The sequence below is a fragment of the Mesorhizobium sp. USDA 4132 genome, assembly GCF_056279545.1.
In genome coordinates this window covers 2,366,336-2,379,030 of the sequence record NZ_JBWCCP010000001.1, presented here as the reverse complement: position 1 = coordinate 2,379,030, position 12,695 = coordinate 2,366,336, and the positions used below count along the sequence as shown (strand labels likewise).

The following is a 12,695-nucleotide window of genomic DNA, read 5'->3' as shown; positions in this document are numbered from 1 at the left end:
GCGTTTGTAATACGGCTGTTAGCTGAGGGGATAATTACTTATCGACAGGGGCACCATGACATTCCTCGGCATTTCCGGGATGCAGTATTCCGGCCAATCACTGGCAAACTCCCGCATCCTGCTTGCGGAAGATTCCAACGTCTTTACCTCGATGATCGGTACCCGGCTCAAGGAGCTGTTCGGCATCGAGGTTGAGATTTGCCGCAATTTCGAGGAATTGCAGGTTGCCTATGACCGTTCGAGCGAACCGGTCACACTGGCGATTTCCAATATCAACCTGCCGGGTGCGGAAAACGGCGAGGCGCTGGAATATCTCGTCGATCTCTCGATCCCCACCATCGTCTTTACCGGCACGTTCCACGAAGAGACGCGCGACAAGCTGCTGACCAAGGACATCGTCGACTATATCCTCAAGGACAATGTCTTTGCGGTCGAGATGCTGGCCGAATCGGTCTGCCGGTTCCTCACCAATCATCGCCACCACGTGCTGATCGTCGACGACAGCCCGACGGCGCGGGCGCTGCTGTCCAGCCGTCTGAAGCGCTACAATTTCCGGGTCAGCGTTGCGGAGAACGGTGCCAAGGCCTTGGATATTCTGAAGAAGAACCCGGATATCGGCCTCGTCGTCACCGACTACAATATGCCCGATATCGACGGTTTCGAACTGACCCGCCGCATCCGCTCTGTGCGCGGTTCGCACGAACTGCGGATCATTGGCGTGTCGTCTTCTTCGAACCGGCTGCTTTCGGCCCGTTTCCTGAAGGCTGGCGGCAACGATTTCATGCTGCGGCCCTTCATCGACGAGGAATTTTACTGCCGCGTCAACCAAAACCTGGATACGCTGATCCAGATCTGGTCGATGCAGGCAAAACGTCAGGACTCGACGGTCAAGAACGTCGCCTGATCTGCGAGGGTTTTTCGCATGCCCTATCTTCAAAGCCAGCACTTCCGGAAGTCGGAACGTCTGACCTACGGCTGGGCTGCGCCATCACCGGTCCAGATGGAGATGGCTAATCTCACCGCCGATCCGTTGACGGGGTTTGCCAATCTGAGGGAGTTCTATCGGCTTGGTTCACCGCTGGTGGGGACCTGCCTTTCCGAGGGCACGTCCTGCGCCGTCGCAATCGTCGACATCGATCATTTCCGGCGGTTGAACGATACCCATTGCGAGGAAACGATCGCTCAAGTCCTGAAGGCGATCGCGGCCAAACTCGATGCCGCGTGCATCGGCGGCCGGCACCTCCTTGCCCGGCTGGACGACGAGGAATTCGGCCTGCTGCTGGTCGGTTTCGACGGCGCGGCGGCAACGGATTTCTGCGAAAAGCTGAGGCTTGAGATCGCCGGTATGCGGATCGCTTCCGGCGACAACGACTTCTCGATAACCGTCTCGATCGGACTGGCAGAAGTCTACGGCCCGGAGACCTTCGACAATTACCTCAATGCTGCAGAACAATTCCTGTTCATGGCGAAGAGCTTCGGCCGCAACCAGGTCTTTTCGGATCATACGATCGTGCTGCAAGCGGCAGGTTGACAGCCGCAGTCACCAGGATCAGGCCACCACGCCGACGCGCGAAGTGTTCATGTTGAGCTTGCGCTCGGCGCGCTCCTGCTGCGGCGAACGATTATAGACCTCACGATAACATTTCGAGAAATGCGAGGCCGACACGAACCCGCAGGCCACCGCCACCTCGACCACAGGCATCGAGGACTGTACGAGCAGGTGCCGCGCCCGGTCGAGCCGGATTTCCAGATAATAGCGTGCGGGCGAGCGGCCCATTTCCTGGCGGAACAGGCGTTCGATCTGGCGCCGGGAGAGGCCGGCGTCGTCGGCGATCTCGACCAGCGACAATGGTTCGGAGAGGTTGTTTTCCATGACCTCGATGATCGTCAGAACCTTGGCGTTCTGGACGCCGAGGCGGGCCCGCAGCGGCAGGCGCTGGCGGTCGTGCGGGTTGCGGACGCGGTCCGTCAACTGCTGCTCGCAGACGCGATTGACGAGGTTCTCGCCGAAATCCTGGCTGATCAGGTTCAGCATCATGTCGAGCGAGGCGGTACCGCCGGCGCAGGTATAGAGGTTCGAATCGACCTCGTAGAGATCCGCATAAACTTCTGCCTGCGGGAATGCCTCGGCAAATCCGGGAAGGTTTTCCCAGTGTATGGCACAACGCTTGCCGTTCAGCAGCCCGGCCTGGGCGAGCACATGTGCTCCGGTGCAGAGGCTTCCAACGGCAATGCCGCGGTTATAGGTTTCGCGCAGCCAGGCGTTGACCGACTTGTTGTTGAACTCCTCAACGTAGACGCCCGAGCAGACCAGAACCATGTTCGGGCGGTTTTCGCCGGAGAGGCTGCGACGTTCGTCGGCCAGCGACGAATTTACCTCAATCCCGATGCCGCTCGAGGAATAGACTTTTTCGCCGTCGGCGGAACAGAGCCGCCAGGTATAGGCCGAGTATCCGAGCATGCGATTGGCGATTCGGAGCGTCTCCACCGCTGCAGCAAAAGGCAGCATGGTGAAATGGGGAACAAGAAAAAAGACGAGAGAGCGCTTTGCTGCCGGGTTTTTGGTCATCACATTCATGCCGTCATTCCCCTTGTTCGTGGCCGTACATTGCGGCCCGCTTTTCTTCAAAAGCGACATTGGCACGGGGAAAGGCGGCGGAGAAGGGCTTTCGGCGACAGGCTGATAACATTTTTGCGACATAAGCGGGTCGCAGACATAATTGTCAAAGGCAGCAGGCTCAAAGCGTGTCTCAGACTACATGGCCCGCTTCACCGGTTCGTGTGCGGGCCATGGGTCGGGAGGTTATCGGCGATGCGGTGCGGCATTGGTCGTCGGCCATCCGATGTCCTTGCGGATTTCTGCCGGCAAACCTTCCAGCATCCTTTCGGTCTGGCGGCGACGCCATTGGTCGCGAAGTCCAAACACCGCAGTAAGGGCAGGGCGGATCAGCGAGACGAACGACGACTGACGCCGGGAGCGATCGCTCTCCTGATAGGTGATCATGGTCATGTCAGTTCTCCTTGGGTGTTTCATGGAGCAGCGCTCTATGGGAACAATGAACGCCGTCAATCCATCAATCAATCGGATGCAAGTTATGCGTCTCATGAAATTCTGTTGCAGATCGACGCTCGCTTCCGATGCTTTTGACTATGCCTCTCGTTTGACATTCAATCAAACGAAATGATATGGTGTTTAAGTTCAGAATTATTGATAGAGGCTGACATGACTGTTCCATTCCGCCCGCCGCTCCCGCTGCTCGATAACGACGTATTGCGCACCTTCGTGGCGATTGCCGAAACCGGCAATTTCTCGACCGCGGCCGATGCGGTTCTGCGCACGCCGTCGGCTGTTTCGATGCAGATCAAGAAGCTGGAAGAGCAGTTGAAGACGACGCTCTTCCTGCGCGACGCCCGCTCGGTGTCGCTGACGCAGCATGGCGAGATGCTGCTCTCCTATGCGCGGCGCATGCTGGCGCTCTCCAACGAAGCCGTGTCACGTTTCGTCATGCCGGAACTTGCCGGCGTGGTGCGCCTCGGTGCGCCGGACGATATCGCCGAACGCCTTCTGCCGAAGGTGCTCAAGGATTTCGGCGAGAGCTTTCCGGGCATCATGGTCGATGTCACCGTCGACATGAGCCTTGCGCTCAAGAAACGCATGGACGAGCAGCGCCTGGATCTGGCTCTGATCAACTGTGCCACGCGGCCTTTCGCGACGGCGGGTGAGATGATCCACACGGAACGACTGGTCTGGGCCGGCGCCAAATGCGGCACCGCCTATCTGCGCGATCCGCTGCCGATTTCGGTCTGGGAGGACGGCTGCGTCTGGCGTCAGGATGCGATTGCTCAGCTTGAGAAGCACAAGCGGAGCTATCGCATCGCCTATGCGAGCGCCCATACGATGGCGCAACGCGCCGCGGTGCTGTCCGATCTGGCGATCGCGCCGTTCCCGCGTTCTTACGTTACCGAAGACATGCAGATACTCGGGGCGAAGGAAGGTCTGCCGGAGCTCATCAACTTCGATATCCGGCTGTTGACGGCTCCGCAGCTTTCCGTGCCCGGCAAGGCAGTGGCCGAAAGCATCCGCGAAGCTTTCGGCTCCCTCGTCGCCGCCGCTGCCTGATCCTACTCGCGGCCGCGGCGACGTCTGCGGCCGCCTTCTCCCGGAGCCTCGGCCAGCGCCTTACGCTCCGGCAGGGTGATGACCGCCGCCAGGTGCGGGAAGGCATCGACCTTGTTCGGTAGGGCCATGGCATAGACGAAATGCTCCTGGAATTTCGGCTCCAGGGCTGTTTCGATCTTCTCGATCCTGCGCACAGTTTCCTCGATCTCCCGGCGGTAGCCTCGGTTCAGCAGGCACATCCGCGCGCCCGTGCCGGCGGCATTGCCGACCGATTTGACGCGTGCCAGATCGCAATCCGGGATGAGACCCAGCACCATGGCGTATTTCGGATCGATGAACGTGCCGAAGGCGCCGGCAAGGCCGATGCGATCGACATGGTCGACGCCCTGCTTGTCCATCAACAGCTTCACGCCGGCATAAAGTGCGGCCTTGGCGAGCTGGATGGCGCGCACGTCGTTCTGGGTCACAGTGATGCGCTGCTCGCCGTCATGCACCAGATAGGAGAAGGTTCGGCCGTTCTGGAGGATGCGTGTGCTGCGCTCCGCCATTGCGCCGTCCACCACGCCGTCTTCCGAGATCAATCCGGCGAGATACATTTCGGCAATCACTTCGATGATCGCCGAGCCGCAGATGCCGGTGATGCCGATTGTGGCCGCAGCCTCCGCAAAACCGGGTTCGTCCGACCAGGGCTCGATGCCGATCACCCGGAAGCGCGGCTCGAGGGTTTCGGCGTCGATACGGATCCGCTCGATGGCACCGGGTGCTGCCCGCTGGCCCGATGAGATTTCGGCACCTTCGAAGGCTGGACCGGTCGGCGAGGAGGCAGCGACGACGCGAGTCGAATTTCCGAGCACGATTTCCGCATTGGTGCCGATATCGACCAGCAGCATCATCTCCTCCTGCCGGTGCGGACCTTCCGACAGAGTTGCCGCCGCGGCATCGGCACCGACATGGCCGGCAATGCAGGGCAGGAGATAAGTGCGGGTGCCTTCGTTCATCGGCAAGCCGATCTCGGAGGATCTGACCTTTACCGCTCCGGAAACGGCAAGCGCGAAGGGGGCTCCGCCAAGCTCCGTCGGATCGATCCCGAGGAACAGATGGTGCATGATCGGATTGCCGACGAAGACGCTGTCGAGAATGTCGGTGCGAGACACGCCGCCGTCAGCGCAGACCTTGTCGATCAACCCGTTCAGCGCCTCGCGCACCGCTAACGTCATCGCCTCGCGGCCATCGGGGTTCATCATCACATAGGAAACGCGGCTCATCAGATCTTCGCCGAAGCGGATCTGCGGGTTCGACGTGCCCGCCGACGCCACGGTGCGACCCGACAGCAGCGACGACAGATGCATGGCGATCGTCGTCGAGCCGATATCGCAGGCAATCCCGTAGGCCTCGTTCTTCAGGCCGGGATAGAGCGCGACGAGCCGGGCACGGTCATCGTCGCGATCTTTGTGGATTGCCGCCGTGACCTTCCACTCGCCCTTGCGCAGAATCTGCTGGACCTTGGGAATCAGGTGGAAATCGACATCGAGATCGTCAAAATGCCATTCAGCGGCAAGGGCTGCCTTCAGGCGGTCGAGATCGCCGAGCGGCTTTTCCATGTCGGGCTCTTCTACCTCGACATAACACATGCGGATCGCCGGATTGCGGTCGAAGACACGCTCGTCGGCGGCCTTGCGGACTACCTGAGCATTGATCACCGTATCCTGAGGAACGTCGATGACGAGATCGCCGAGAATCTGGGTCGAGCAGGAGAGGCGGCGACCTTCGGGAAGCCCGCGCACGCGGTCGTAGCGCTCTTCCTTTGGGCCGAGCGGTGACAGATGGTCGTTCGCCGAGGTAATGCCGTGCTTGGCGAAATGTCCCTGCTGGACTGAGATTTGGCATCGCCCGCAGGTCGCCCGCCCGCCGCAGACGCTTTCCACATAGACGCCAAGCTGACGCGCGGCATCGAGCACCGGCGTGCCGACCGGAAACCGGCCGCGCTTGCCAGACGGCATGAAGAGGACGAGGGGATCTCTCTTGGAAATATCCGCCATGATACCTGTACTTACTCCATGCTTGCTCCGGCGCCAGCCCGTGCGGCCCGGCCGCCGCGTCGGCCGCTGGCAGCAGAAGGTGCAGCCGTCGCAGCGGCTCCGCCGCCTTCGACTGGCTTGTAGTCGCGATAGGTCATGATCCAGTTACCGCAGTTCTGATCCGTGCCGTTCAGCACGTTGGCGGCGCGCACCGCTTCCATTTCCTGCGGCCGGCAGGGGTTCATGATCGCCGACGTCATGCCGGCGCCGATCACCATCGGGATGAAGCCGGCATTGATGCCATGGCGGTGCGGCAAGCCGAAGGAGATGTTGGAGAGCCCGCAGGTCGTGTTGACCTTCAGCTCCTCGCGCAGGCGCCGCAGCAGCGCAAAGACCTGGAGGCCGGCGCTGCCGAGCGCGCCGATCGGCATGACCAGCGGATCGACGACGATGTCATGCGGCTTGATGCCGTAGTCGGCGGCGCGTTCGACGATCTTCTTGGCGACCGCGAAACGGACGTCCGGATCCATCGAAATGCCGGTCTCGTCGTTGGAGATCGCCACGACCGGTACGTCGTATTTCTTGCAAAGCGGCAGGATCGCCTCGAGCTTTTCCTCCTCGCCGGTGACCGAATTGACCAGTGGCCGGCCCTTGGCCACTTTCAGCGCCGCCTCGATGGCGGCTGTCACCGAACTGTCGATCGACAGCGGCACGTCGACGAGGCCCTGGACGATCTCCAGCGTCCGGACGAGTAGGCCAGGTTCGGTCTCGTTGGGGTTGACCGAGGTGACCCCGGCATTGACGTCGAGCATGGTGGCGCCCGCCGCCACCTGTTCCAGCGCATCCCTGATGACCGTGTCGAAATTGCCCTCGATCATCTCGGCCGCGAGCTTCTTGCGGCCCGTCGGGTTGATGCGTTCGCCGATCACGCAGAAGGGCTGGTCGAAGCCGATCACAATCTCCCGGGTTGCGGATGCGACGATGGTGCGGGTCATTTCTTCCTCCAGGCGCGCGATGCGGCGCTAAACGATGTGAATGTCTGAACGTCAGGCGGTTTCGCGGCCGCCGGTCTTCACCAGCGCGACGAGCTTTTCCCGGTCATAAGCTGCTTCGAGTTCGGCCGCCGCCCTGTCGGCTTCGGCCTCAAGATCGTCGGAGACGGCGATCGGTTGTGCCTTGCGCCATTCGGCGAGATAGTCGTCGGTGCCGGCTGCGCCGCTGCGCATCGCGCACATGTCGATCGCCTCGGTAAAGCGCAGCGACAATTCCCGCTTGGCGGTCTGGCGGCCCTTCTTGATGATCACCTGCGCCGGAATATCCCGCCAGAAGACGACGATGCGGTCGGCCATGAATTCCTCCGTGTTGAGGTGCAGCATGCACGGGTGCGGGCGACAAGACTGCGCTTGTGACGACGTCGCACCCAGCAAAATACGACGCGGTGATGGGATTGCCTTGCCGGATGTCGGGCCGGGTGCCGGTTACCAGATCTTCCGGGTCAGCCCGTGATAGACCCAGGTCCAGATCGGCGGCGGGAAACGTAGTGCGGAGGGTCCTTGCGGCTGGTACGGCTTCAGTGTGCCGGCGATGGCATCGCGAAGCGCGCGGACGCTGATATCGACGGAAGAGGCGGTCATCAGCAACGGATAAGTGGCGAGCGAATCCGAGCGCGCCGGCTCCACCCGCTTCTCGTAGAGCGTTCCGCCGGTATCGATGCCCTTGTCGACCAAATGCACGGTGGCGCCAAAGTTCTTCTCGTCGCCTTCGACACGCGACCAATAGCCGCCCATCTGGCCGCGATACATCGGATTGATGCCGGCGTGGAAGTTGATCACCGGGCAGGGGACAGCGGCAAGCGTCTCCGGCGACAGGATGCGGCAGGATATGGTGAAGATCGCGGCGGGCTTCAGGCCTGTCACCGCTGCGTGACAGGCCGGATCGTTGAGGGAGGCCACGTGCGTCACGGGGATCGCCGGGTTAGGCTCGGTGGAATGGCCGTAGTCGCGGATGATCTCGGCGGAGCGGCTCGCCGCCACGCTCTTGGTGAGCCGCGACGCGATCATCGTCGCAAGTTGGCCAAGCGCGGTAAACCAGCCGAACCGCCGGGCGCGGCGTTTCAAAAGCGTGCCCTTCGATTCCGGCTGTTCCTCAACGACATGCAGGTCGGGGAAATGTTTTGCCAACGCGTTGATCATCACCTGCGGGTTCACCCCGCCTGACGTCATCACCACGATCCGAGAATTCCGGTCCTGCATCGATCCCTCCGCAAAAAGCGCAGGGCCGCACTCTTCCGCCGAAGGCCCGAAGAAACGGTTAAACCGAGTGTAACGCCTGCGTGAGGTCGCCGTAGCCGGTGAACCGGTATTCGTATTCCAGGCCGAGATATTCGGCGGCCCCACGCGCCTTCTCCTGAAGGACCTCGTCTTCCTCCTGGCTCAGATAGACGAGCTTTCGGTAATTGCCGAAATACATGTCCTTCAACTCCGGATGACGATCGAGGCCGAGCGGTTCGATGACGAAGGCCTCGAACTGGCGGGCGAGAAAATCTGTCAAGAAGAATGAGAACAGGTCTTCGTCCGCCTTTGCGGCAAAAGCGTCGTTTCCGGCGAAGAAGGAATAACAGTGCGGCCCCTCGATGCGGGCGATGCCCTCGCGTTCGCAGAGCCGGTCGATGTCGCCGCCGGTTCCGCAATCCGCATAGGCGAAAAAGATCTTTTCGAAACCCGCTTCCCGCGCCTCGGCGACGGCTCTTTCAAGCCCCGGAACGATCTTCTGCGGATAGGCGTGCCAGATCGCCGGCAGGCAGTTGAGATCGATATGGCCAAGACCTTGCTGCCTGGAAACAGCAAGGATTTCCCGCGCGATCGCTCCGCACGCGATCACGTGAACTTTTTCGCAAGTTGAACGTTCCTTTGCCGGAAAATCCATTTCCGCCACGATTTCATTTCTCTCCATCGGAGTATTCTAACATGACGGTCAAGACAGTCACGGTAATCGCCGCTCTTCTCGCGACGATGGTTTCACTCACCTCCTGCGGCAATACCATCCGCGGCATGGGCAAGGATGCGGCCAACACCGTCAATGCCACGCAGGATGCGGGACGCCGGGTCGATCGCGCTGCGCGTTAAGGCGTCGCCGTCAGCAAGCCGTTCGGCGCCTCAGGCGCCGGCGGCAAGGCTGTTGTGCTTGCGGCGGATATATTCCTTTGCCGTTTCGACGGCGACCGCCGCATCGCGGCAATAGGCATCGGCGCCGACCGCCTTGCCGAATTCCTCGTTGAGCGGCGCGCCGCCGACAAGTACGATATAGTCGTCGCGCATGCCCTTTTCCTTCAGCGTATCGATGACGACCTTCATGTAAGGCATGGTCGTGGTCAAAAGCGCCGACATTCCAAGAATATCCGGCTGTTCCCGCTCGATCGCATCGAGATAGTTCTCGACCGGGTTGTTGATGCCAAGATCGACCACGTCGAAGCCCGCTCCCTCCATCATCATGCCGACAAGGTTCTTGCCGATGTCGTGGATGTCGCCCTTGACGGTGCCGATCACCATCTTGCCGAGTTTGGGAGCGCCGGTCTCGACCAGAAGCGGCCGCAGGATGAACATGCCCGCCTTCATGGCACCCGCCGATAGCAGCACTTCCGGCACGAAAAGAATGCCGTCACGGAAGTCGATGCCGACGATGCGCATACCCTCGACCAAGGCCTTGGTGAGGACGTCATAGGGCGTCCAGCCGCGCGTGAGCAGGATGTTGGTCGCCTCCTCGATCTCCTCCTTCAAGCCGTCGTAAAGATCGTCGTGCATCTGCTGCACGAGTTCCTCGTCGGAAAGTTCCGCCAGGATGATTTCGTCGTCGGACATGCAATGTTTCCCTTCGTTCGAGGGGCCGGTTCGAAGGCCGGCAAATCAGACGTTTACCGTCCCGACTATCTGTACCTTTAATTTGCTTGGCAATTTCTTTCGTATGCGACAGCGGCGCGTCGGAAAAACGACGGAAGATCACGGCGTGATGTCTGTCCTGTACAAACCCGTGACGCAGAAAGGCGGGGCTCGGCTTGCGCTTGAGCCTAGCATGGCGCATCAAAAAAGCTTGAGGCGCTTTTCAAAGCGGAGGCGAGGAACATCATGGACGATTTGACCCCAGAGACGGAACCGGCAGGCAGCGGGGCCAGACGCGGCCGCGGCGAGCGGGGAGCGGCAGGCCGCCGCGCGGCCCGCGCAGGCAACGGTCCCGGTCTTTCCTTGCCCTATATCACCCGCAAAATCGGCGTCTACGAGGTGCTGGACGAGGAGGGCCTTACCCTCATCGAGCGCAATGCGGATCTCATCCTCGAAGAGATCGGCATCGAATTTCGCGAGGATGAGGAGGCGCTCGAACTCTGGGCAAAGGCGGGTGCCGACGTTCGGGGCCACCGGGTGCATTTCCCCAAGGGCCTGTGCCGCGAACTGCTGAAGACAGCACCGAGCGAATTCACCTGGCATGCTCGCAATCCGGAGCGCAATGTCCAGATTGGCGGCAAGGCGACCGTGTTCGCGCCGGTCTACGGACCTCCCTTCGTGCGCGACCTCGACGGCAAGCGCCGTTACGCGACGATCGAGGATTTCCGCAATTTCGTGAAGCTCGCCTATATGGCGCCATCGATGCATTCGTCGGGCGGCACGGTCTGCGAGCCGGTCGATGTGCCGGTCAACAAGCGGCATCTCGATATGGTCTACAGCCATATCAAATATTCCGACAAGCCGTTCATGGGATCGGTCACCGCGCCGGAACGCGCCGAAGACACGGTTGCCATGGCGAAACTGGTATTCGGCGACGAGTTCGTCGAGAACAATTGCGTCACCCTGAACCTTATCAACGCCAATTCTCCAATGGTGTTCGACGGGACCATGCTTGGTGCGCTGAAGGTTTATGCGCGGCATAACCAGGCATCGGTCGTCTCGCCGTTCATTCTCTCGGGTGCCATGAGCCCGGTGACGGTGACCGGCACGCTGACGCAGATCCTTGCCGAAGTACTGGCCGGTGCTGCGCTGACGCAGCTGATCCGCAAGGGCTCGCCGGTGCTGTTCGGCACGTTCGCGGCGTCGATCTCGATGCAGTCCGGCGCGCCGACATTCGGGACCCCGGAACCGTCGCTGGTCTCTTATGGTGCGGCGCAGCTCGCCCGCCGCCTCGGCCTGCCGTTCCGCACCGGCGGTTCGCTCTGTGGCTCGAAGGTGCCCGATGCCCAGGCGGCGCACGAATCGGCCAATACGCTGAACACGACGCTGCTCGCCGGCACCAACTTCGTGCTGCATGCCGCCGGCTGGCTGGAGGGTGGCCTCGTGTCGTCCTATGAGAAATTCATGATCGACCAGGACCAGCTCGGCATGATGCAGAAGATGGCGCAGGGCGTCGATCTGTCCGAAGAAGGCCAGGCGCTGGACGCGATCCGCGAAGTCGGCCCCGGCAGCCATTATCTCGGCTGCGCCCATACCCAGGCACATTTCCAGACTGCCTTCTATCGTTCGGCGCTGATGGACAACAATTCCTTCGAACAGTGGGAAATCGAGGGCGAGAAGCGGATCGAGCAGCGCGCCAACGCGCTCTGCCGCTCCTGGCTCGACAGCTACGAAGCACCGCCGCTCGATCCCGCGATCGACGAGGCGCTGCTGGCGTTCATCAAGGATCGCAAGGATTCGATGCCCGACGCCTTCACCTGAAGAGAGCCCGATGCCGCCAGGGAGCAAGGCGGTGCCCGGCTGGTCGCCGATTTCGTCCAGGAAGGGGTCTGGCGCCCTCACTACAAATACCAGGGGCCTCGGTGAGGCCGCCTTCACCAGTTCTCGACGAGATTGCCGCGGGGCTCGAACCCCACGGCATCCTGATCCGCGGCGTAGTGAATTTCGGAACGGGCGAGGGACCGTTGCTGGGTGACGGTGCCCTTGCGCAGGCCGTCGTATTGCTCGGCAATGTCGGCGGTTCGATCTGGCCGTCGTTCACGGAATGGCGAAAACGCCATGACGGTCCCGATCCGCTCGACACGTGGTCGAAGTCCCTGATCCGGCCGCTCGCCGAGCAGCTCCGGGCCGCTGCCTATTTCCCGTCCGATCCGCCCTGGCAGCCGTTCCAGCAATGGGCGATGAAGGCTGAAGGTCTCAGGTCTTCCCCGCTCGGCATCCTCATCCATCCGCAGTTCGGGCTCTGGCACGGTTATCGAGGCGCTCTGGGTTTTCCGTATTCGATAGAGATTTCGCCTGATGAGGCCGAGCATCCTTGCGAGAGCTGCGCAGAAAAGCCCTGCCTGTCAGCCTGTCCCGTCAACGCGGTCGGCTTGTCGGGCTTCGATATTCCTCGATGTCACGCCTATCTTGCAAGTGACGCTGGCAAGGCGACCTGCATGATTTCCGCCTGTGCGGCCCGCAACTCCTGTCCGGTCGGCCTGCAATATCACTACCCGCCGGGGCAGCTTCGGTTCCATATGGAAGCGCTGGTGCGCTGAGCTTAAAAATTTTTTCTTGGGATACCCCAAGGAATTTCCTGAGCGAAACGTCTAAGCTCTTAAGCGACGGAAAAGCGGGCGG

At 61.3% G+C, this 12,695-nt stretch carries 14 protein-coding genes; 6 read left to right on the top strand and 8 right to left on the bottom strand.

Annotated features, from left to right (window positions below):
- Positions 1 to 55 precede the first annotated feature (55 nt).
- Both ACZ9IU_RS12280 and ACZ9IU_RS12275 read left to right on the top strand, forming a co-directional pair.
- Positions 56 to 904 (top strand): response regulator, encoded by an 849-nt coding sequence (locus tag ACZ9IU_RS12280; protein WP_038543311.1) that lies wholly within the window; start codon positions 56 to 58, stop codon positions 902 to 904.
- Positions 905 to 922: 18 nt separating this feature from the next.
- Complete coding sequence (locus tag ACZ9IU_RS12275; RefSeq protein ID WP_051899728.1) at positions 923 to 1,531, top strand: GGDEF domain-containing protein; 609 nt, start codon at positions 923 to 925, stop codon at positions 1,529 to 1,531.
- 18 nt (positions 1,532 to 1,549) lie between these two features.
- Here the strand turns inward: ACZ9IU_RS12275 and ACZ9IU_RS12270 are convergent, their stop codons facing one another.
- Entirely contained in the window at positions 1,550 to 2,569 is a 1,020-nt protein-coding gene (locus tag ACZ9IU_RS12270; protein WP_038549255.1) for a GlxA family transcriptional regulator, read from the bottom strand.
- Positions 2,570 to 2,803: 234 nt separating this feature from the next.
- Entirely contained in the window at positions 2,804 to 3,010 is a 207-nt protein-coding gene (locus ACZ9IU_RS12265) for a hypothetical protein (protein WP_038543309.1), read from the bottom strand.
- 171 nt (positions 3,011 to 3,181) lie between these two features.
- On the opposite strand from ACZ9IU_RS12265, the gene ACZ9IU_RS12260 reads away from it, so the two are divergent.
- Positions 3,182 to 4,120, top strand: coding sequence for a LysR family transcriptional regulator (locus ACZ9IU_RS12260; RefSeq protein ID WP_173426747.1), 939 nt, complete (start codon positions 3,182 to 3,184; stop codon positions 4,118 to 4,120).
- A gap of 2 nt (positions 4,121 to 4,122) precedes the next feature.
- Here ACZ9IU_RS12260 and ACZ9IU_RS12255 read toward each other — a convergent pair whose 3' ends face one another.
- The 5 genes from ACZ9IU_RS12255 to ACZ9IU_RS12235 all read right to left on the bottom strand — a co-directional run bounded on the left by ACZ9IU_RS12255 (position 4,123) and on the right by ACZ9IU_RS12235 (position 9,090).
- Positions 4,123 to 6,159 (bottom strand): ASKHA domain-containing protein, encoded by a 2,037-nt coding sequence (locus ACZ9IU_RS12255; RefSeq protein WP_038543306.1) that lies wholly within the window; start codon positions 6,157 to 6,159, stop codon positions 4,123 to 4,125.
- Positions 6,160 to 6,170: 11 nt separating this feature from the next.
- A complete protein-coding gene (locus ACZ9IU_RS12250) occupies positions 6,171 to 7,133 on the bottom strand; it encodes a methyltetrahydrofolate cobalamin methyltransferase (RefSeq protein ID WP_038543303.1) in 963 nt (320 codons plus the stop codon).
- A gap of 51 nt (positions 7,134 to 7,184) precedes the next feature.
- Positions 7,185 to 7,487: a virulence factor gene (locus ACZ9IU_RS12245; RefSeq protein WP_038543300.1), complete on the bottom strand. Its 303-nt coding sequence runs from the start codon at positions 7,485 to 7,487 to the stop codon at positions 7,185 to 7,187.
- Between the two features lie 129 nt (positions 7,488 to 7,616).
- Positions 7,617 to 8,390 (bottom strand): formyl transferase, encoded by a 774-nt coding sequence (locus ACZ9IU_RS12240; protein WP_038543298.1) that lies wholly within the window; start codon positions 8,388 to 8,390, stop codon positions 7,617 to 7,619.
- A 58-nt stretch (positions 8,391 to 8,448) separates the two neighbouring features.
- Positions 8,449 to 9,090 (bottom strand): DUF1638 domain-containing protein, encoded by a 642-nt coding sequence (locus ACZ9IU_RS12235; RefSeq protein ID WP_244447501.1) that lies wholly within the window; start codon positions 9,088 to 9,090, stop codon positions 8,449 to 8,451.
- Positions 9,091 to 9,104: 14 nt separating this feature from the next.
- Between ACZ9IU_RS12235 and ACZ9IU_RS12230 the strand changes: the two genes are divergently transcribed.
- On the top strand, positions 9,105 to 9,263 hold the full coding sequence (locus ACZ9IU_RS12230; protein WP_038543295.1) for an entericidin domain-containing protein: 159 nt from the start codon (positions 9,105 to 9,107) through the stop codon (positions 9,261 to 9,263).
- Positions 9,264 to 9,293: 30 nt separating this feature from the next.
- Here the strand turns inward: ACZ9IU_RS12230 and ACZ9IU_RS12225 are convergent, their stop codons facing one another.
- Positions 9,294 to 9,995: a corrinoid protein gene (locus ACZ9IU_RS12225; protein ID WP_038543293.1), complete on the bottom strand. Its 702-nt coding sequence runs from the start codon at positions 9,993 to 9,995 to the stop codon at positions 9,294 to 9,296.
- 264 nt (positions 9,996 to 10,259) lie between these two features.
- On the opposite strand from ACZ9IU_RS12225, the gene ACZ9IU_RS12220 reads away from it, so the two are divergent.
- Positions 10,260 to 11,834: a trimethylamine methyltransferase family protein gene (locus tag ACZ9IU_RS12220; RefSeq protein WP_038543291.1), complete on the top strand. Its 1,575-nt coding sequence runs from the start codon at positions 10,260 to 10,262 to the stop codon at positions 11,832 to 11,834.
- A 101-nt stretch (positions 11,835 to 11,935) separates the two neighbouring features.
- A complete protein-coding gene (locus tag ACZ9IU_RS12215) occupies positions 11,936 to 12,613 on the top strand; it encodes a 4Fe-4S dicluster domain-containing protein (RefSeq protein WP_038543289.1) in 678 nt (225 codons plus the stop codon).
- Positions 12,614 to 12,695 lie beyond the last annotated feature (82 nt).

What these genes read in the sequence shown, in the direction of transcription:
- ACZ9IU_RS12280 (WP_038543311.1), top strand. Translation starts at nt 56, where the DNA reads ATGACATTCCTCGGCATTTCCGGGATGCAGTATTCCGGCCAATCACTG.
- ACZ9IU_RS12275 (WP_051899728.1), top strand. Translation starts at nt 923, where the DNA reads ATGCCCTATCTTCAAAGCCAGCACTTCCGGAAGTCGGAACGTCTGACC.
- ACZ9IU_RS12270 (WP_038549255.1), bottom strand. Translation starts at nt 2,569, where the DNA reads ATGACCAAAAACCCGGCAGCAAAGCGCTCTCTCGTCTTTTTTCTTGTT.
- ACZ9IU_RS12265 (WP_038543309.1), bottom strand. Translation starts at nt 3,010, where the DNA reads ATGACCATGATCACCTATCAGGAGAGCGATCGCTCCCGGCGTCAGTCG.
- ACZ9IU_RS12260 (WP_173426747.1), top strand. Translation starts at nt 3,182, where the DNA reads ATGATATGGTGTTTAAGTTCAGAATTATTGATAGAGGCTGACATGACT.
- ACZ9IU_RS12255 (WP_038543306.1), bottom strand. Translation starts at nt 6,159, where the DNA reads ATGGCGGATATTTCCAAGAGAGATCCCCTCGTCCTCTTCATGCCGTCT.
- ACZ9IU_RS12250 (WP_038543303.1), bottom strand. Translation starts at nt 7,133, where the DNA reads ATGACCCGCACCATCGTCGCATCCGCAACCCGGGAGATTGTGATCGGC.
- ACZ9IU_RS12245 (WP_038543300.1), bottom strand. Translation starts at nt 7,487, where the DNA reads ATGGCCGACCGCATCGTCGTCTTCTGGCGGGATATTCCGGCGCAGGTG.
- ACZ9IU_RS12240 (WP_038543298.1), bottom strand. Translation starts at nt 8,390, where the DNA reads ATGCAGGACCGGAATTCTCGGATCGTGGTGATGACGTCAGGCGGGGTG.
- ACZ9IU_RS12235 (WP_244447501.1), bottom strand. Translation starts at nt 9,090, where the DNA reads ATGGAGAGAAATGAAATCGTGGCGGAAATGGATTTTCCGGCAAAGGAA.
- ACZ9IU_RS12230 (WP_038543295.1), top strand. Translation starts at nt 9,105, where the DNA reads ATGACGGTCAAGACAGTCACGGTAATCGCCGCTCTTCTCGCGACGATG.
- ACZ9IU_RS12225 (WP_038543293.1), bottom strand. Translation starts at nt 9,995, where the DNA reads ATGTCCGACGACGAAATCATCCTGGCGGAACTTTCCGACGAGGAACTC.
- ACZ9IU_RS12220 (WP_038543291.1), top strand. Translation starts at nt 10,260, where the DNA reads ATGGACGATTTGACCCCAGAGACGGAACCGGCAGGCAGCGGGGCCAGA.